A 21,062-nucleotide genomic window follows, 5' to 3' on the forward strand; every position below is an offset into this window, starting at 1 on the left:
GAAGAGGGGGAAGAGGGGGAAGAAATAATTATATTTTTTTGATGGGGGTGGGTTTAATATATTAAACCCCTACATTGCTTATTGCTTTTGCCTCTTGGCTACCTTCATCACAATACTTTTTCAGTAACCCCTAAATTAGTCTTTGGATGGTTTCAATCAAGATGTCTTGATTAAATTTACCTTTGATAATATAAGCGTTTGCCCCTGCTTCTGCACCCCGTTTTCGATCGTCATCGGAGGCAAGAGAAGATACTAAAATAACAGGTAGTTCACTAAATTGGTGATCTTGTCTGATTTTAGTGGTAAACTCTAAACCGTTGAGGTTAGGCATTTGTATATCGGAAACCACCGCATCAAATTTACGGGTTTTGATTTTGTGCCATGCGTCTAAGCCGTCAACGGCTGTAACAACTTCAAATCCTGCACCTTCTAAAATGCGTTTTTCTTGGGTACGAGTGGCGATCGAATCTTCTGCTAATAAGATGGTAGCTCGATCGCGCGCTTTTTCGGCATCCACATTACGAGCAACTTTACCCGTTAAATTGCGTTTTTGGATAGAAGAAAGTAAATCTTGGGGATTGAGAATGGTACAGACTTCTCCCGTGCCGAGAATAGTTGAGCCACTGACGTTGCGCACCCTTCTTAAGAGTTTACTTTGAGGTTTAATTACTACATCCTGAGTATCCGTTACTTCATCCACTAATAAGCCAAATTGTTCTTTCCCGATACGAATTAATACGCAAGGAATACTATTATGAACGGTGTTTTTGTTTTCCTGAGAAACTCCTAACTCTAACAATTCGGACAAGAAAGCTACGGATACCGCCGAGTTATCAAAGTTGATGGTTTGTCGCCCTTCAATGGAGAAAATTTCGTCAGGAGATACTAACAACGAAGTTTCCACAAATTCAATGGGGATGGCGTGGGTAATGCCAAAAATCTTGACTAATAAAACGTTAGCGGTGGCTAAAGTTGTGCCTAGTTGGAGACGGAAGGTTGTACCCTTTCCTGTTTCGGAAATGATTTCGATCGAACCTTTTAGTCTTTCAATGTTAGTTTTGACGACATCTAAACCCACTCCTCTGCCTGATACTTCGGTGATAAAAGTACGAGTAGAAAACCCCGGTTCAAAAATTAGAGCCTGAATTTGACTTCTTGTCATGGAGGCTAACTCCTCAGGGCGGTATAACCCCCTTCTTAAAGCCGTTTCCTTGATTTTTTCCATGTCTAAACCTCTACCATCGTCTTGAACTTCGATGAAAATATTGGTAGAAGTCTGATAACCTTTAAGTACGATCGTACCTTGGGCGGGTTTTCCTGCGTTAATTCGTTCTTCAGGAGTTTCTAAACCATGATCAATACTATTACGAATCATGTGTAAAAGGGGATCTTTAATTAGTTCTAAGATATATTTATCTGCGACTGTATCCTCCCCTTGAATGACTAATTCGACTTCTTTGTTTTCCTGTTTCGACAAATCTCTAACTAAACGAGGAAAGAAGCTAAACACATTAGACAAAGGCAGTAAACGTAAGGTTTTGATTTTGGACTCTAATTGATCCGCAATTAACTCTAACCTTGTACTATTATCATGGGCTGAACTTTTTAAATCTTGAATTAAGGCTTCGATGCGATTTTCAAAGGTGTCATTTTCTCCTGTATAACTATTTACCTGACGATAACGATTCTGCATTTTATTCATTTTCCAGTCTTCCCAAAGGTTGACTATCTGTTCCATTTGAGAGGCAAAATGAGCTATTCTGATCTTGGTGACGGTTAATTCTCCCGTTTGAGTCATTAAGGAGTCTAAATGACGAGTTTCCACCCGAATAGTATCGATTTTATACGGTTCTTCCTTTTTATTGCCGTTATTCCCTGATTTTGTCTCCCGTTTTGGAGGTTGTTTTTTAATTTCAGGAGTTGATTGTTTGATTATTTGAGTTTGTGCAGGGGGAGGAGTTTCTTGAATGGAAGGGGTTTCTGGTACTATATCAATGGTAATTTCGGGAGATTCTTCTTCCATCATATCGATCGAATCTAACTCCATCATATTCTCTACCTCTGGTGAAAATTCCTCAAAAGAATCAGTATCAGCATTACCGTTACTAAACTTCAAAATCTGTAATAGACTATTGGGATTAATACCGCTAGGTTTACCAGTAGTACTCTCAAAAATCAATTCTTTGATACCGTGCAAGGTGTCTTTGAGACGAGGATACATGATATTTTGGTAGGCATCGATTTCTAATTCCCCTTGTTGTGCCATCTTCATTATTTGTTCTAATGCCGAACAAATTACTTCAACACTTTCTACTCCCATCAAACGAGAATCCCCTTTCAAGCTATGTAATTCTCGCAATAAATAGTCAAATCGATCGTAATTATCCCAATGATTTTTTAAATCTTCTAAGGCTGATTGTATGTTTTCAACGTGTTCAATCCCTGTTACTGCGTAAATTTCCTTTAATTCTTCATCTTCAATATAAACAGGAGTCGGATCAATTTCAGTGATAGTGATAGGTATTTCTAACCCATTAGGAATGGAGTTATCTTCACCATAAACACTAGATATGAGAGTATTTAAAGTTAATTCTACATCAATGCCACTGGGTTCATTGGTAACGGCTTCATGAACTAATTTTTTCATAGCATCTAAAGTTTCATAAAGTCGATCGCCAATTTCAGGTGTTAAAGTCAATTCATGTTTTTTAATATCCCCTAAAATATCTTCTATGGAGTGGGCTAAATTTTCAACGGATTCTACCTCTACGATACGGGAATCCCCTTTCAAACTATGGGCTTCTCTTAATAATTCTTCGATCGAATCTAACTCATGGGGGTTTTTCTCTAACTCTAATAAACCCGTTTCCATTCTTTCTAAATGTTCTTGACTAGAGGTTTTGTAAATTTCTCTCAACTCATCATCTTGTATCATATTGATTCCCCTAATTTAATTAAATCTTATTCTTAAGCATCGCCTTTATTTTCATTTGCTTGTAGGATGGACATTGCCCACCAATCACAAAAAATAGTCTCAAAGATTTTCAAATTACTACGACTAAAAAATAATTAAAGATATGCTCTACTTATACGATATAACTATTTTCTGAAACCAAAACGATTTATTCATTAATTTTAATAAAGTTAGAGGTATCGAAATCATCTGATTAAGAGAGGGAAAAGGCAAAAGTTTGATTTATTTTGAAAGATTAATAGTTCGACTACGCTCATTAACCATAAAAAATGCAAGTTCAATGGGTTTTAGCTTACCTCTTAACGCAAAGTACCCTACCATGACATAATATTTTAATCATTGCCCAAGTCTTAATTCTTAATTCTACATTCTTAATTCTTAATTATGGTTTAAATATGACAAAAATTATCGCCCATTTAGGACCTAATGGTACTTATTCCGAAGTTGCTACTTTATGTTATGCTCAATATTTAAAAGATACTCAAGGTATAGAATCACAGTTAATCCCTATTCCTAGTATTTCTCAAACTTTACGCACTTTAACAGAAGGTAAGGCGGATATGGCGATCGTACCTGTAGAAAATTCCATAGAAGGTACAGTGGCGATAACTTTAGATACTCTTTGGGAATTAGAAGGTTTACACATTCAACAAGGCATAACTATTCCCATTGTCCATAATTTATTATCCAAAGCATCATCTAACGCTGACATCAAAACCGTTTATTCTCATCCCCAAGCCTTAGCGCAGTGCCAAAAGTGGCTAGAAAAAAACCTTCCTCAAGCGGTATTAATTCCTGCTAATTCCACCACGGAAGCCTTACATCATCTTAGTCATGAGCCTTCATCGGGTGCGATCGCATCTTCTAGGGCAGCGCATTTGTATAATTTACCCATTCGAGAAGACAATATCAATGACTATCCTGATAATTGTACTCGTTTTTGGGTAGTAAGTCGAGATAAGCATGATCACGGCGATTGTGTCTCATTAGGATTTTCTTTTCAAGCCAATATACCCGGAGTTTTGGTAAAACCGTTACAGATTTTTGCTAATCAACAGATAAACTTAACTAAGATCGAGTCACGCCCTACAAAACGATCGTTAGGGGAGTATTTATTTTTTGTGGATTTAGCCCGAAACACCTCTCAATCTTCTATTCAGTCTGCTTTACAAGAATTGGCTACCGTCACTAAAACTTTACGGGTACTCGGTAATTATGACATTATGAATATCGATCGTAAACAATTGACCCAATTTTAGTGTTGTTTTACTTTGATTTTTCGTACAAATACGGAACTCCTAATCTATAATTGTATGTCAAATCGAAGTCAATTAAGCAAATAATTTTATCAAATCAATTTTACACTTTTGACAATTTTTGCTTTAGTATTTTCTTTTTTACTTTTCTACATTAAGTATCTTAAATTAATAATAAAAAGCTCTTAGAATCTTTACTTTGATTACGATCGAATCTAATACTATGAAATTTTTATAACCTTTGTATTTTGAAAATACTTAAACTATATAAATGAAAATTTATATCGATGATTACTATCAATTTATTAGAAATATTGTAGAAGAGTTTTCCTATTTTCATGTCAAACGAGGAAAAATAAAAATTTCAGTATTTATACGATAGTAATATCAGCAACTTTAGGATATTATTAAGAATACAACATATGAGTTTTTTTTGGGCAAACAAAGTAATTAAAAATTAGACAACAATCGATTTAATACTATCGATTACAAAAAAACTATTGGCTTTTCTCTATGATTAAATCTCTTAGGCGATTTCCCACAAAAAATTTACCAATCTTCTTTATTATTTCCTCGTTTGTTAAGGAGGAGGAATCATATGGGTATATTTATTACTAGACATCACCTTATAGCAATTCTTGTTTTAGTGAGGTACAAAAATTGTCATTGAAAGGCAAGATGCAATAAAAAAATATACCCCATAATAAAAAAAATGCTATATCTAAATTACAAAATGAATAATTAAAAACGTCTCTTGTAGTGTTCGTGTTTTAAAAATATTTAATTCAATTTTTTCCTATTTTGCTCAAAATTTGTATTATTACCGAATTTTTCCCTCCTGATTACGCTGCTACAGGGCAGTTGATAGAGGAACTTTCTTTGTATTTACAACAATATCCCGAAATACAAAAAGTAGAAGTTTTTACTGGACAACCAAGCTACGCTTATTCGATCGAATCAGCCCCAACTAAAGAAAATCGTGGTAATTTAAGAATACAACGATCGAGGGTTAGTCAACTATGGTCAAATCGCATACGAGGAAAAACCCTCAAAGGGCTTATATTTACTATTAGGGCTTTTCTTCATATTCTGCGAAATTCTTTTCGTCACCACGTTTTTTTACTGACGACAGCACCTCCTTTTTTGCAAGTCGCTGTTTATTTAGTTAATCGAATTTGTTTTGGTAAAATTTCTTATGTATGTTTAATTTATGATCTTTATCCTGATATTGCCATTAACTTAGGGGTGATTTCTCGTCATCATTGGTTAAGCAAATTTTGGCTATGGATGAATCATCAGATGTGGAAAGAATCTCGACAAATCATCGTTTTAAGTGATAGCATGAAAGCTCGGATTGCTGAACAATATCCTCTGGTAACAAATAAAATATCTGTAATTCATAGTTGGTGTGATCCTTATTTGATCAAACCTATGATAAAAAGTGATAATTGGTTTGCCCAAAAATATGGTTTAGTGGATAAGTTTACCGTTCTTTATTCGGGTAATATGGGACGTTGCCATGATATGCTTACAATCATCGATTCGATCGAACAATTACAAAATGAGCCAATTCAATTTGTTTTTATTGGGGATGGTGATAAATTAGCTTATCTGCAACAACAAGTTAATCAACTACAACTAAATAATTGTATTTTTCTGCCCTATCAGGAGAAACAAGATTTAACCTTTTCTTTAACTGCCTGTGACTTATCCTTAGTTAGTGTTGCGGAAGGTTTTGAAACTTTAGTTGCACCAAGTAAACTTTATTCCGCTTTAGCGGTAGGTAAACCCGTTGCGGTTATTTCTCCTCCCACATCCTATTTAAGACAATTAATTACACAAGATAAATGGGGAAAGGGTTTTGATAATGGAGATAGTAAAGGTTTAGCTAATTTTATTCGTGAATTGAGTCAAAATTCCGACTTAGCAGAAAAAATGGGCAAAAATGCTAGAAAAACATTAGAAACTAATTATACACCACAAATTATTGCGGAGGAATATTTAAGAGTATTAATTAATGCTTCTCCCAAAAAAATTCAATAGACTATTTTGTCATTGCGAGGTAACGAAGCAATCTCCATTTTCATTACTTTATCTATTACCCATTACCTCCCTTAATCACAATACTATGAAGCAATTTCTATTTATTTCCACGATCGCATTTTACCCTGATTCATTAAACCATAAGGATCGACTTTTTTCTTAAAATTAAGTTGTTCAGGTTCGATCGATTTTCTGCCACCATCTTCTAAAATATAAGTATGAGGATTAGCAATAAAAGCACCATTATCTTCGTGATATTTGATGATTTCATTTAATCTTTCTTCAGTGGAAAATTTGACTAACTGTAAACCAGCAGGAATAGCCTTTCCCGCTACTCTCAAAAACTCAATGTGCATCATGACTTCATCTCCAAAATATTTATACATTTGCTCTACTTTTTCTATAGTAAAAAAGAAGGTTTGTAAATAGGTAATAGTCGGATCAATATTTCGAGCATGAAAAGTGGTATGATTCCATGTAAACTCAATTAAATTAACATGATTAATGTTTGATAAATTCTGTTGATAAATAATCTCTCCATCATATTGTTTAACTAACTCTTGTAAAGAAAAAAGAGAGTTTTCATCTACACTTAATAAAGCACAATCTTGCTCTTTCTCAAAATAAGGCTTAAGAGAGCTAAAATATTTAACGATAGATTTTGCCTGAATACTAACAAGTTTTTTGACAATTCCATCACTATCAGCTAACTCTTGACCAAACTTTAAAGCCTTGATAAAATCTGGAAAAGTCACAATTACATCTAACCAATTATAACTAGGAGCAAGGGGAATTTCTAACTCGGTAATGATGCCGTTTGTACCGTAGGCATGATTAATTTGTCTGGTTTCATCTCCTTTTAATTCGATAATTTTTGGCTCATCTTCTAAAGTAATAACTTTAACTCGATAAAGGTTTCCTCTATCTTTTAATTGCCCATAATTTATTGAGCCAATCCCACCACTACCGCCACCAAAAAATCCCCCTAAAGTAGCTATTTTATAAGTAGAAGGAATCATTCTCAATTCCCAACCATGTTTTTTAGTTTCCTTCTCTAAAACACTAATTTTAATACCAGCTTCTACACAAGCAACCCCTGATTTTATCCACTTAATTTTTTTCATTTCACTCATGTCTAAAACAATGCCTCCATTGAGAGGAATACATTGTCCATAATTTCCCGTACCTGCTCCCCTTACTGTTAAAGGAATTTTATATTTTACACAAATTTGAGCTACTTTTAAAACGTCTTCTTCCGTGTTAGGAATTACTACTAAATCAGCTTTTTTTTCTCCTAATTGTTTTTCTAAAATAGGGCTAAAATAATAGTAATCTAACGATAATTGTTTAATTTTTTCAGCTTCTTGAATTATTTTAATTGGTTTTAATTCTTCGATAATTAATTGATAGTCGATTGTCATATAATTTTTCATAATAAATAATCTTATTCTATCACAACTGCCAAACTCTTCTTTCAATTAAGGATTGAAAATAGTTAAACAGAGTTACAACAGGTTTTAAGTGACAACTCGACAATTAAAAAAAAACTTAACCACAAGAAATAGACATCAATGTTAAGGTTTTACGGTAAGATTTGATCGAACTCTATAAGCGATGATAATACTGTTTAAGATAAAATGTTATGGCGAAGTAGAAAATTTTTTATTTATTATCTAAATTCACTAAATGACGATCGCAATTGATTTTGGCACAAGTAATACTGTTATTAGTCGCATTAATCCTACTACGGGAGAGGGTGAAATAATTAAACTTCCTAGTATTGCTCAAACTAATCCCCCTTTGATACCCTCTTTGTTATATATCAATAATGCTCAAGAAGGAGAGGTTATGATTGGGCAAAAAGTGAGAGATAAGGGTTTAGATGTGACGAATAATCCTCGTTATTTTCGTAACTTTAAACGGGGTATTGGTGCGCAAATTCAAGGATTTTTACCCCAAATTGACGAGAAAAATATCACCTTTGAACAAATTGGACAATGGTTTATTAATGGTATTTTAACCCAATTAGGGCAGACTCCAGATAGTTTGATTATCACTGTGCCAGTAGATAGTTTTGAGAGTTATCGTCATTGGTTAACAGGAATTTGTCAGCAGTGGAATATTAATCAAGTCAGGATTCTGGATGAGTCAACGGCGGCGGCTTTGGGTTATGGTAGTGAAAATGATGATTGTCTCCTCGTGGTGGATTTTGGCGGTGGTACGATCGATCTATCTTTGGTAGAATTAGACTTAGGAAAAAGTAGTCAACCCCAAGGCTTTATTTTGAAATGGGGAGAGAAATTATTAGGGCAAAATTCCGCACAAAAAACCAAACTAGCGAAAGTCATCGCTAAAGCAGGAATGCAGTTAGGGGGTAGTGATTTAGATAATTGGATACTTGACTATTTCCACCATAATCAAGGAGTTGTCAAATCTTCCCTTACCACTCGACTCGCAGAAAGATTGAAAATCAAATTATCGACGGAATTATCAGCACAGGAAGTATTTTTTAACGATCGAACCCTTGAGACTTATGATTTACGGCTAGACAGGGCAAAATTTGAGCAAATACTGACCGAAAATCAATTTTTTGACAAATTAGATCAATTAATGGAAAACGTCTTACAACAGGGAAAAAGAAACGGTATAGACACCATTAATATCGATCGAGTTTTGTTAGTGGGAGGCAGTGGGCAAATTCCCGCCGTGCAGAATTGGTTACAAAAATATTTCTCAGTCGAAAAAATTAAAAACGATCGACCTTTTTCCGCTATTGCCCTTGGGGCATTAAAATTAGAACAAGGATTACAAGTCAAAGATTTTCTTTACCATAGTTACGGTATTCGGTATTGGAATCGCCGTCAAAAACGCCACGATTGGCATACAATTATCCCCAGTGGGCAACCTTACCCCATGAATAACCCCGTAGAATTAACTTTAGGCGCATCCGTAGAAAATCAACCCAGTATTGAATTAATCATCGGCGAGTTAGGGGAAGCGAACACCAGTACTGAAGTATATTTCGATGGTGATCGACTCATAACCCGTAATTTAACATCAGGGGAGAAAACCGTACAACCTCTCAACGATAGCGAAGGAGGAAAAACCATCGCCCAATTAAATCCTCAAGGCACTCCGGGGGTCGATCGAATTAAGGTATTATTTATAGTGGATGAAGATCGATCGTTGAAAATCACCGTAGAAGATTTATTAACTAATGATGTTCTTTTAGATAAAGTCACCGTAGCGCAATTAAGTTAAAATCATATCATTAAGCTCGATCGATTAAGGTGCTGGTTATTGGCGAAAAGGAAGAAAACTATATGAACAATACTATAAAATACACGGATGAAGATTTAGAATTTGGTGAAATTATGGAAGACTTTTTACCTTCTCCTGAAGAATTAGTTTTAAAATCAATAAAAGTTAAAATTCCATTGGAGTTAACAGAAAAAAAATTTTCTTTTTTAAAAGAAGAAGCAAGTAAAAAAAATATACCTTATCAAAATTTAATTGAGTTAATTATTGATGAATATTTTGCTCAAAATTAAGGTAAGTGATAAAATAATGAGCTATCAATTATTCACTATTCAGTATTAATTATTGACTATTAAAAAGAATGGCTGGACATAGTAAATGGGCAAATATTAAACGACAAAAAGCGAGGGTTGATGCAAAAAAAGGTAAGACTTTCACTCAACTTTCTCGTGCTATTATTGTGGCGGCTCGTAATGGATTACCTGATCCCGAAGGCAATTTTCAGTTACGCACAGCCATCGAAAAAGCTAAAGCCTGTGGTATTCCTAATGATAACATCGATCGAGCCATTGCTAAGGGTGCAGGAACTTACTCTGATGATGATAGTATTTTAGAAGAAATCAGATATGAAGGTTATGGTATTGGGGGCGTAGCGGTGTTGATAGAAGCCTTGACAGACAACCGTAATCGCACGGCGGCGGATATTCGCGCTGCTTTTAGTAAAAATGGCGGTAATCTAGGAGAAACGGGTTGTGTTAGTTGGATGTTTGATCAAAAAGGGGTTGCTATCATTGAAGGAGAAGTAGAAGAAGATAAACTTCTTGAGACTTGTCTATTGGCAAATGCTGATAGTTATGAAATTATACAAGAAGAAGACTATCAAGGGGCGGAAGTTTTTACCGAAGTGACGGAATTAGAGAATTTAGGTAGTCTTTTAAAAGAGCATCATTTTGCAGTCAAAGAGTTAGAATGGCGATGGATACCCAATAACACAGTGGAAATTACTGATGAAGAACAAATAAAATACTTATTGCGTCTTATGGATACCCTTGAATCTTTAGATGATGTACAGAATGTTACTGCTAATTTTGAACTATCATAGATTTTAAGTAAAAGTAAAAATCTCCAAATTAAATATTTTTTATGAAAAAAAAATTACCCTTTCTATTATTATTAGCCATCCTAAGTTTATCCTTTTCTGTTACTAAATTTAATCCCGTCTCTGCTCAATCAAATAATCCTCCATCTGAACTTTCAGAAATTATTTCTAAAATAGATTTAGGGGCAAATAATCGAGATTTAAACTTAATTGAAGCTAATATTTCTCCTAATTTTACTAATCAAGATGGTTTAAATTATGAAACTTTTATCTCTTCTTTAAAAAGTGTTTGGGAAAGGTACGATGAGTTAAAATATACCACCTCGATCGAATCTTGGCGAAGAGATAATGATCAATTAGTGGCAACTACCATCACTAATATACAAGGTATTTATAACATTAGTGGCAAAAAATTTACAATTAATTCTCAAATTAAATCAGAACAATATTTTAAAAATAATCAGTTAATTAATCAAAGAATTTTAACCGAAAAAACAGAAGTAACCTCTGGAGAAAATCCCCCTAATGTAACAATTAATTTACCCCAAAGAGTTCGATCGGGTCAAGAGTTTGATTTTGACGTTATTTTACAAGATCCCATCGGTTCTGATCTAATTTTAGGGGCGGCATTACAAGACAAAATTACCCCTGATTTATACCTTAATCCCTCCAGTTTAGAGTTAGATTCTTTATCCGCAGGAGGCATTTTTAAACGAGTGAAATTACCTCCTAATTCTGATAATCATTGGTATTCTGTCATCTTAATTCGGGGTGATGGTTTAAGAATGATTACTCAAAGAGTTGTGACTGAAGGATAAGCTCAAAGTCATTTCCTGTCGGTAAAAACAAGACAGGAAGACAAGCAGACAGAAAGAGGGGATATTTTATCTCAATGGAGTAATTTCAGTACCGATAATCTTCTCATGTAGTGAATTTATTAATTTGTGTCAACGAATACACCCAAATCTCGATCGATACGTTATAATCGACATTAATTTTATAGAGTCAGTCAGCCTAGTTCCAATAAAACGGAAGCGGGGGAACCAATTTAGGGGCTTATTTTTGGGATTATACCAGAAAAGAACATCTCTCAGTTCTAGCCCGTCAGCTAACCTCGTAGGCATTGAGAGGAGACTAAAGAATGAGCATTTTTAATGCTACAAATTCATTTAGGTATTCCTATTGACCAAACTCTTCATTGATCATCCTTTTTGAATTTGAGGTTTATTAGTTATATGTTTTCCCATTAATTTTATTTGTTTATATCACAATTTTTGAAGCAATTTTTTTCCTAATTATTGCTCTATTTTCCCTACTAAATTATCAGCTTTTGAAAGATAAATTGATGGGGTTAAGTCTTTGTATAAATATTTTGTGATTACTCCATAGGCATCTCGAAAAATTACTGAAATAAGGGTTAAAACTCTTTAAAAGTTTAATAATATTCAACCCCTAAGAAGCAATAAAAATTTTTTTCTGGAGAAGTCAAATGGTTTGTGTAATCCCATAACTGATCAAATATCAAACTTTATTAACTAATATTTTACTCATTATCATAGCTTATGACTGATCTATCTGGTATCATCGCCGCATCGGTTTTTGTGGTTGTAATTGGACTAATTATGACCGAAAAGTTACATTTGACGATCGCAGCTTTATTGGGTGCATTAATTCTCATTTTTACCCATACTTTAACTTTAACAGAATCGATCGAATATATCGCCCGAAGTCACGCTACTCTGGTTTTATTTTTCGGGGTAATGGTATTAGTTAGAGCATTTGAACCTACAAAAATATTTGAGTATTTAGCGACTCAAATGGTATTAATTGCAAAAGGTAGAGGAAAAGTACTGTTATTAGGTATTATTGCCATTACTACTCCTATTTGTGCGGTTTTACCAAACGCTACAACAGTAATGTTGCTTGCTCCCTTAATTCCTCCCCTAGCGGAAGAAATCGGGGTTAATTTTGTGCCATTGCTGATTTTAATGGTTTTTGTGGCAAATAGTGCAGGATTAATGACTTTAGTGGGTGATCCTGCTACTTTTATCGTAGGAGATGCTATTAACATGAGTTTTCTTGACTATTTACAACGGTTAAGTATAGGAGGAGTCATCGCAGTAATTAGTGTCGCTGTAGTTACTCCCTTTTTATTCCGCAATGTTTGGCAGACGAATTTTACACACCTTGAAGATTTACCTCACCCCAAGGTTAATCATCCCAGAATGTTAGCATTAGGAGCGTTAATTATGGCTTTTGTACTGACATTTTTTATCATCGGGGATTCTTTATCAACTCCTATTTCTCCTGCGGCTGTGGCATTATTAGGGGCAGCATTGGCTTTATTATTAGCTCATCATAGTAAAATTGACACGGTTCATAATATTCTCAAGGATGTGGATTGGAGTACTTTGATTTTTTTCATGTCCATTTTTGTCTTAATTGGAGGTTTACAAAAAACAGGGGTTATTAGTGTCTTGTCGGGATTACTGGCTTTTATTTTAGGCAAAAATATTTTTTTAGGTTCGATCGTGCTACTATTCACCGTAGGACTATTATCTAGTGTTGTGCCGAATATTCCGTTAGTGGTGGCAATGGTACCATTATTAAAAGAATATTTGGTGAATGTAGGGTTAGTGGGGACTGAAGTACTTAATCCAAATTTTGCAGGGCAATTTCCTCCCGAAGTGTTACCCTTATTCTACGCCATGATGTTTGGTGCAACTCTAGGCGGTAATGGTACTTTAGTCGGTGCATCTTCTAATATTGTCGCCGCAGGTATTGCAGAACAACACGGCAAAGAAATTTCTTTTCATACTTTCCTTAAGTATGGATTACCGATGATGGGCATACAGTTAGTAATTTCTGCTATCTATTTAGGAATATTTTTTCTTCTATAGACTTCTCCACAAATGAAGATATTTACACGGTAGAATGGGCATCTTGCCTGTATTTCTGAAGATGTCTTATAGCTTATAGCTTGGGAATGTGGGAAAAAGACAAAATATGCTAAAATGTAACGATTGATTAAATCATACTGTTATCTTCCAACTAATAGTTACAAAGATAGCTACATCATTGCAAAAGAACATTTATGACATCTACCCAAGAACGCATAGTACCTACAAACCTCACTAACGAAATGTCTCGCTCTTACCTAGAATACGCCATGAGCGTTATCGTGGGAAGGGCATTACCCGACGCTAGGGATGGATTAAAACCTGTTCATCGTCGCATTCTTTATGCTATGTATGAATTAGGATTGATGCCCGATCGACCGTTCCGTAAATGTGCTAGGGTTGTAGGGGAAGTATTGGGTAAATATCATCCCCACGGCGACACGGCAGTTTATGATGCCTTAGTCAGAATGGCTCAAGATTTTTCCATGCGTAACCCTTTGATAAATGGTCATGGAAACTTCGGTAGTATAGACAATGATCCTCCCGCCGCCATGCGTTATACGGAGTGTCGTTTACAGGCTTTAGCAACTAGCGGTTTATTACAAGACATTGAAGCGGAAACCGTTGACTTTATCGATAACTTTGATGGTTCACAACAAGAGCCTATCGTACTACCTGCGAGAGTTCCCCAATTATTACTTAATGGTGCAACGGGTATCGCCGTTGGTATGGCAACCAATATCCCCCCTCATAACTTAGGGGAATTAATCGATGGTGCAGTGGCAATGATTCATAATCCTGATATTACGGATTTAGAATTAATGCAGTACATACCCGGTCCTGATTTTCCTACAGGCGCTCAAATTTTGGGCAGACAGGGTATTAAAGAGGCTTATACCACAGGGCGAGGCTCAATTACCATGCGCGGTGTAGCAAACATTGAAACTGTTTCTAACAAAGGCAGACAAGATAAAGAAGCCATTATCATTACCGAGTTACCCTATCAAACTAACAAAGCCTCCCTCATCGAAAAAATTGCAGAGTTAGTCAACGATAAAAAAATTGACGGTATCTCCGACATTCGAGACGAGAGCGATCGAACGGGAATGCGCATCGTGATAGAATTAAAACGGGATGCTTATCCTAGAGTAGTCTTAAACAATCTTTACAAACAAACCGCCATTCAGAGCAATTTTGGGGCAAATATGTTGGCTTTAGTTAACAACGAGCCACAATTATTAACCATTCGCAAGTTTTTAGAAGTATTCCTCGAATTTCGTGTTGAAACCATTATCAGACGCACTCGTTATTTACTGCGTAAAGCTGAAGAAAGAGATCATTTATTACAAGGTTTGTTAATCGCTTTAGGCAACCTTGATGCAGTCATCAGAATCATTCGAGGGGCGGCAGATACTGCTACGGCAAAACAAGAATTAGTAACCAATTTTGAACTATCTGAAACCCAAGCCGATGCCATTCTACAAATGCAGTTACGCCGTTTAACCGCCTTAGAAGCTGAAAAAATCGAAGCTGAACATCAAGAGTTAATGGCACAAATTACCGATCTTAACGACATCCTAGCGCGTAGAGAACGAATTTTCACCATTATTGAAGAAGAATTAGCACAGATCAAAACCCTCCACGCTACTCCTAGACGCACGGAAATCGTCCAAAATGACGGGGATTTAGGGGATATTGACTTGATCGCTAATGAAAGAGTTGTCATATTGTTGACAAGTCAAGGTTACTTGAAAAAGATGTTAGTCAATACCTTTGAGGCTCAAAATCGAGCTACACGAGGTAAATCAGGGGCAAAAATTAAAGATGATGACGTGGTAGAACATTTCTTAACGGGGTGTGATCACGATCGAGTGCTATTCTTTAGTGATAAAGGGGTAGTCTATGGCTTAAACGCCTATCAAATTCCCTCAAGCTCTCGTACTGCAAGGGGAGTACCCATTGTGCAACTATTACCCGTTGCCAGTGATGAGAAAATAACCTCTATCATACCTGTTAGCGAGTTTACCGATCATGAATATTTGGTCATGTTAACTAAGAAAGGGTTTATCAAAAAAACCGCCGTGTCAGCCTTTGCAAATATTCGTAGTAACGGTTTAATCTCTATTACCCTCGAAGATAATGACGAATTGCGCTGGGTAAGACTAGCAACGGACGATGATAGTATTCTTATTGGTTCTCGTCGTGGTATGGCTATTCATTTCCATGCCGATAATCAACAACTGCGTCCTCTTGGTCGTACCGCAAAAGGTGTAAAATCGATGAAGTTACGATCGGGAGACGAAATTATCAGTATGGATATTCTATCAGCCCAAATCGTGGCAAATATTGCCGAAGCAGAAGAAAACGAGGAAGAAGATAATATCTACACCGACGATAATGAAGAAATCCTCGACAACGACACCAGTAAAAATGCTCCTTGGGCGTTAGCCGTCACCACTAGCGGTTATGGTAAAAGAGTCCCCGTGTCGCAATTCCGTTTACAAAGAAGGGCGGGGCTTGGGGTTAAAGCCATTCGCTTCCGTAAAACAACGGAGGAGTTAGCGGCTTTACACATCGTTAACGGTGATGACGAGTTTATGATTATTACTTCTCGTGGCATTATCATTCGTTGTGATGTCAATGCTATTTCTGTACAATCTCGTAATGCTAGTGGGGTGCGAGTGCAAAAACTCGATACAGATGATTCGATCGCAGCGATCGCCCTTGTACCACCAGCAGGAGAGGAAACCGAAGAGGAGGGTAGTGAATAGTGAATAGTGAATAGTGGATAGTGAATAGTAAATAGTTTTAATCAATCAAAAATTAACGAAAAAAATGGTTAAAATTTCATCATTGCAAAAATAATCCTTATGGTATGAGATTAAAAGTTACAATAGGGATTAAAGGTTTTAACGGACAGAGGGGAAATTTAATCACAATCTGGCAAATAGATAAAGATAAAACTATCCCTAGATTAATTACAAATTGGTTAGAAGTTTACAGCTAAAGGAGCTTAATAATGAAAGCAAAAATTAATGATTCAATTCAAACTTTAATAAATATAACCGCAGATTTTTCAGATTTAATCATTCCAAAGGGAACAGTTGGTGCAATAGTTGAATGTTATACTAATCCTGAAGCATACGCCATTGATTTAACAATTCCTAACCCTCAAGTAATTGGTGGTTTTACTTATGAAAATGTGATTTTATCCCCTCAACATTTTAGAGTCATTACTTCTCAAACATTACCAGAATATAATGCAGAAAAAATCATATTCAATTAATCTCAAATACTCTATAATTTTTACTCAATAATTAATATTATATTCCAGAAAAACTAATTTACCTATTTTTTTATTAAAGATAACAACCCCCTCGATCGACAATAATTTTTAAACAGTATTATATTAAAAATCCGCCAAGAAATAAATTTCATGGCTCATAGCACAAGTCGGCTAAAGCGACTAATTTCAAGAAATAACAACAAATCGCTTTAGCAGATTTTAGCTATTAGCTTCGTCAATTTATTGCGAAGCGAGTTATTGCAAAACGGTTAATGTTAATTTTGTCACTCGGCTAGGTGATTTACAATTTAAAATCATTCCCTTCAATTATCTTAATTTCTTCCTCCGTTAAGCCATACATTTTATACACTAATAAATCGATTTCTCTCTCTAATTTACTGGTATCCGCTAAAGTATTTTTTCTTTTTTCCTCTAATATTTCCGTTACTAATGTGATAAATATTTCCTGTTTTTTCATGGTAATATCTTTAGGAATAGGAATTTTTGAAGTGGTAGGATTATCAAATTGCATAGTGCGAATAGCCTTAGCAAAGATAAATAAATAAACATACCAGTTAACTAATTTTGAGTGTAATAAAGCCCAGATAAATTTAGGTTTAATCTCTGGTTTTAATTCTATTTGATTGATAGTATCCACTAAAATTAAATCTTGATTTTCGGGAATAGAAGCAGTAATCTGGATATGATCGATCGGATTTTCGATATGAGCGACTATTCTTTGAACTAAAATAGAATTAGCCTTAATAAATGCCTTATTATCATTAACAATTTGACGGTTAATTTTCCCTTTGATGCCTTGAATACCGTATTTTTGAACCTCTGCACCTCCAATTACATCAGTATCGCCAATATTGCTAACTAATTTTTGCAACATTGCACCCCGTTGATTTGTGCTAATATCATTTAAAAATTGACAACTATTTAATATTTTTAATCCTAGTTGAATTTCCTCATCTTTTATCCCATTAATAATAAAACCAAACTTAGTAAATAATTTTTTCTCTAAAGTAGTTAAATATTCAATATTTTCTCCAAAACGTTTTAAAGATTCATATTTTTTATTCGCAGAATTATTGATTAATTGAAAAATACAAACTTCTAGTTTTACATCTTGCCAAACTTTACCACAATCCACAATTTTAGTTAAATTATTAATAGTATCTTCTCTAATTCTTTGATAGTTAGAGGCAAAAGTAAAAGACTTAGGAATAATATAAGACTGAATACCAGATTGATTTAAAATTTCATAGCCTTTTTTGATAAATAAAATAGCGGTTTCTGTTGTGCCATAGCTATAAATTTCATTAAGAATTGCTTGTTGATTTTGTGTTAATTTCACTCCATAGGGAGGATTACCGATAATAACATCAAAACCGATAAAATCACCATTTTTATCTAACACTTCGGGAAACTCAAAACGCCACTCAAAACCATGACGATAGATAACATTATTTTGTTTATCTTCTATCTCTTTAGTTAATAAATTAATTTGTTTTTCTAACTTTTTTTCTTCCTTTTCTCTGTCTTTTTTCTCCTTAGCAGATTCTGGCAATAAAGACTGTTGATTTTGCAAACTATATAACTCACCTTCTTTTTTTCTTAATTCCTGTTGCAATCGATCGTTTCCCGTCATTACCGTAGTAAAATTATCTTTTATTTGTTTGATTAAAGCGATAACTTTTTGCTTTTCTTGACGGCTTTTTGGGTTATGATAAATCTTGATGGCTTGTTGATAATCTTCGATCGTTAATTTATGTTTTTTCAATGCTAATTTCAAGTCAGATTTTAAGTCAAAACGACTAATTAAGGAATTTCCACACTTAATATTAATATCGATATTCGGCAAAGTTTCAAGGGTTTTATTCTGACTCCCCTCTCCTGTGGGAGAGGGGTTGGGGGTGAGGGTTTTATAATAGGAATTTTTTAACAACTCAATCCATAACCTTAACCGACAAATTTTGACAGAATTAATATTAATATCAACCCCAAATAAGCAATTTTCAATGATAGTTTTCTTCTCGTGAAATAAACTTTCTTGGATGCGTTGACTGTTCGCAAATTCTGGTTTATAGTTATACAATTCTCCATCTTCATCCTTGATAATTAATTCGTCATTTTCCACCTCGATCGAATATTCCTTAATGCGTTTTCCTTGTCTATCCTGCCAAATATTTAAGCTACTTTTTAAAGCAATAATTTCATTTAAAGCCGACACTAAAAAATGACCAGAACCCACCGCAGGATCACAAATAGTGATACTATTAATGATAGAATTTGCCTCATTTCTTGCCTCTGGATTTTGATATTCAATTAACTCTTTTAACTCCTCAATATTTTCACAATTCCAACCCTTAACCTGATTAAATTTAGTAATAATTGCTTTAGTTATGCTTTCCCGACACATATACATCGTAATAAAACCGGGTGTAAAAAATGAACCATCTTGATAACCGTTAATCTTCTCAAAAATTAAGCCTAAAACAGAGGCATTAATTAAACTTTTTTTCTCCTCTTGAATTTCCTCTTTTCCCTCACTACTAAAGTTATAAGCCGATAAAAACTCGAATAAATAAGTTAAGGTATTTAACTCCCCTATTTTTCTATTGCCTTGACTATCTTTTAACACTGTATGTTTAAATAAAGGTATTTGATAATCATTATTTAAGTTAGCAATCAAGAGAGTTTTATTTTCTAATTCCGTTACTTCAAATAAGCCACTATTGAGATAGGGAATATAATTAAACTTAGCTTGAATATCAGGGTTTCTCTCCTCAACTTTTTTCGCTAATACCTGAAAAAATAAAGTATCTAAGTCATTAAAATTAGTAATCTTTTCCTTATGCAGAAAACTATAGTTTTTATCATCATTATTATAGTTAATTAATTGGGCTTCTAAGAGTTTTAAAAATAAAATACGGTTAATCCAAGTAATAACTAATTCTAAAGCAACTTTGAATAATTCCTCTTGATAATTTTCCTTATATTTTGTCATTCCGAGATGTGGTAATTCTGTCATTCCGAGTGATAGCGAAGGAATCTCATCTCGTTTATTTTCCTGATATTCTGTCATTCCGAGTGATAACGAAGGAATCTCATCCCTTTGATTTTCCTGATATTCTGTCATTCCGAGTGATAACGAAGGAATCTCATCCCCTTGATTTTTGTTATCTAAATCAGATAAATTATTGAGTTTATCATAAGTATCTAAATGGTAGATGACATTTTCTAATAATGATCCCTGATTTCGATCGAGTTGACAAGGACGTTGAATTAATTTTTTGTTTTTTTCCTTGACTTCTGTTAAACCAATAATATAGAGTAATTCTCGATAAAAATCTTGATTTAAACTATTGCTATCATTAATAAAAGGTAATTTTAATAAATGCTCAGGGGATAAAATTTTATAGAGAGGAATTAACTGTTTATCCTCTATATTTTGATAATCTTTAAGGTTAAAATAAGTACAGTTTTCCTTTAACTCTTTTTCATTTGCTGTGATATATTTACTCGCAATTTCTTGATAAAAAAGCTCTTGTTTTTTACTGCTTAACCTTCCATGTTGAAAATCATTAAATTCTTTAACTAAAGATTTATCATGATAAAATAATCTTTCAAATAAGTTAGCAGAAAAAATAAACCAATTATAAATATCGGTGATAATAAGATGTTTTAAAGTGATGTTATTATCATTAATTCTAGCTTGTAAATAGTAAAATAATAATTGCTGTAAAGATTTAACATTAAATTTATCAAAACTCACCATTTCGCTTTTATTATCGGGCTTTTTCGTCTCGATAATGACTCCAATTTGACTGTCTTTATTACCGTTATGAATGACTAAATCATTTCTATTTTGAGTGTTGAGATAATGATGAGGATGATAATAAGTTTGACTTAAAAAATCCCGTAAATTATTTTTATGATATTCTTCTGATTCACTAATTTTACTATCGGTAATAGTGAGTAAATTTTGTAAATTTTGCTTAAATTTATTAATATCTTCCCTACTAACAGGAATTTTGCGGAAGGCGGAGTTTAAGGCTTGTTTGATATACATGAAGGCGAATAAATTTTAATAGAAAACTTGACTTTTTAGAAATCGTTGATTTTGTCAAATTTTTTGTAATAAAATGATTGCTACAGATTCATTAGACATCTTAATAAATATGGACAAGATGCCCATTCTACGGTGTAAATATCTTTATTTTTGGAGATTATTGATTAA

12 protein-coding genes, 1 pseudogene and 1 riboswitch are annotated in these 21,062 nt (G+C 34.2%); of the genes and pseudogenes, 10 read left to right on the forward strand and 3 right to left on the reverse strand.

The features are described 5' to 3' along the window. Positions 1 to 130 precede the first annotated feature (130 nt). The gene (locus tag ACN4EE_RS10865) at positions 131 to 2,935 is read right to left on the reverse strand and encodes an Hpt domain-containing protein (RefSeq protein ID WP_431706468.1); all 2,805 of its coding nucleotides are present in this window, start codon (positions 2,933 to 2,935) and stop codon (positions 131 to 133) included. Positions 2,936 to 3,369: 434 nt separating this feature from the next. On the opposite strand from ACN4EE_RS10865, the gene pheA reads away from it, so the two are divergent. Next, the gene (gene pheA / locus ACN4EE_RS10870; protein ID WP_431706469.1) at positions 3,370 to 4,233 is read left to right on the forward strand and encodes a prephenate dehydratase; all 864 of its coding nucleotides are present in this window, start codon (positions 3,370 to 3,372) and stop codon (positions 4,231 to 4,233) included. 798 nt (positions 4,234 to 5,031) lie between these two features. Beyond that, the gene (locus tag ACN4EE_RS10875) at positions 5,032 to 6,273 is read left to right on the forward strand and encodes a glycosyltransferase family 4 protein (RefSeq protein WP_431706470.1); all 1,242 of its coding nucleotides are present in this window, start codon (positions 5,032 to 5,034) and stop codon (positions 6,271 to 6,273) included. 101 nt (positions 6,274 to 6,374) lie between these two features. Here ACN4EE_RS10875 and ACN4EE_RS10880 read toward each other — a convergent pair whose 3' ends face one another. Continuing rightward, entirely contained in the window at positions 6,375 to 7,694 is a 1,320-nt protein-coding gene (locus ACN4EE_RS10880) for an FAD-binding oxidoreductase (protein ID WP_431706471.1), read from the reverse strand. Between the two features lie 265 nt (positions 7,695 to 7,959). On the opposite strand from ACN4EE_RS10880, the gene ACN4EE_RS10885 reads away from it, so the two are divergent. The 8 genes and pseudogenes from ACN4EE_RS10885 to ACN4EE_RS10920 all read left to right on the forward strand — a co-directional run bounded on the left by ACN4EE_RS10885 (position 7,960) and on the right by ACN4EE_RS10920 (position 16,816). Further along, positions 7,960 to 9,534, forward strand: a complete 1,575-nt coding sequence (locus ACN4EE_RS10885; RefSeq protein ID WP_431706472.1) for an Hsp70 family protein — start codon at positions 7,960 to 7,962, stop codon at positions 9,532 to 9,534. Positions 9,535 to 9,596: 62 nt separating this feature from the next. Further along, positions 9,597 to 9,824 carry a hypothetical protein gene (locus ACN4EE_RS10890; RefSeq protein WP_431706473.1) on the forward strand — a complete coding sequence of 76 codons (228 nt, stop codon included), beginning with the start codon at positions 9,597 to 9,599 and terminating at the stop codon, positions 9,822 to 9,824. Positions 9,825 to 9,892: 68 nt separating this feature from the next. Next, a complete protein-coding gene (locus ACN4EE_RS10895; protein ID WP_431706474.1) occupies positions 9,893 to 10,633 on the forward strand; it encodes a YebC/PmpR family DNA-binding transcriptional regulator in 741 nt (246 codons plus the stop codon). A gap of 41 nt (positions 10,634 to 10,674) precedes the next feature. Next, positions 10,675 to 11,448, forward strand: coding sequence for a nuclear transport factor 2 family protein (locus tag ACN4EE_RS10900; protein WP_431706475.1), 774 nt, complete (start codon positions 10,675 to 10,677; stop codon positions 11,446 to 11,448). Positions 11,449 to 11,631: 183 nt separating this feature from the next. Then, positions 11,632 to 11,768: riboswitch (cyclic di-AMP (ydaO/yuaA leader) on the forward strand. Between the two features lie 424 nt (positions 11,769 to 12,192). Beyond that, complete coding sequence (locus tag ACN4EE_RS10905) at positions 12,193 to 13,530, forward strand: ArsB/NhaD family transporter (RefSeq protein WP_431706476.1); 1,338 nt, start codon at positions 12,193 to 12,195, stop codon at positions 13,528 to 13,530. A gap of 194 nt (positions 13,531 to 13,724) precedes the next feature. Continuing rightward, entirely contained in the window at positions 13,725 to 16,301 is a 2,577-nt protein-coding gene (gene gyrA / locus ACN4EE_RS10910; protein WP_431706477.1) for a DNA topoisomerase (ATP-hydrolyzing) subunit A, read from the forward strand. A gap of 98 nt (positions 16,302 to 16,399) precedes the next feature. Continuing rightward, positions 16,400 to 16,537 (forward strand): annotated as a pseudogene (locus tag ACN4EE_RS10915) (DUF6883 domain-containing protein); the annotation flags it as partial. 12 nt (positions 16,538 to 16,549) lie between these two features. Beyond that, positions 16,550 to 16,816: a hypothetical protein gene (locus ACN4EE_RS10920; RefSeq protein WP_431706478.1), complete on the forward strand. Its 267-nt coding sequence runs from the start codon at positions 16,550 to 16,552 to the stop codon at positions 16,814 to 16,816. Positions 16,817 to 17,117: 301 nt separating this feature from the next. On the opposite strand, the gene ACN4EE_RS10925 is transcribed toward ACN4EE_RS10920, so the two are convergent. Further along, positions 17,118 to 20,894, reverse strand: a complete 3,777-nt coding sequence (locus ACN4EE_RS10925) for a type IIG restriction enzyme/methyltransferase (RefSeq protein WP_431706479.1) — start codon at positions 20,892 to 20,894, stop codon at positions 17,118 to 17,120. Positions 20,895 to 21,062 lie beyond the last annotated feature (168 nt).

Source organism: Geminocystis sp. CENA526 (genome assembly GCF_050753365.1).
In the GTDB taxonomy this organism is placed as follows: Bacteria; Cyanobacteriota; Cyanobacteriia; order Cyanobacteriales; family Cyanobacteriaceae; genus Geminocystis.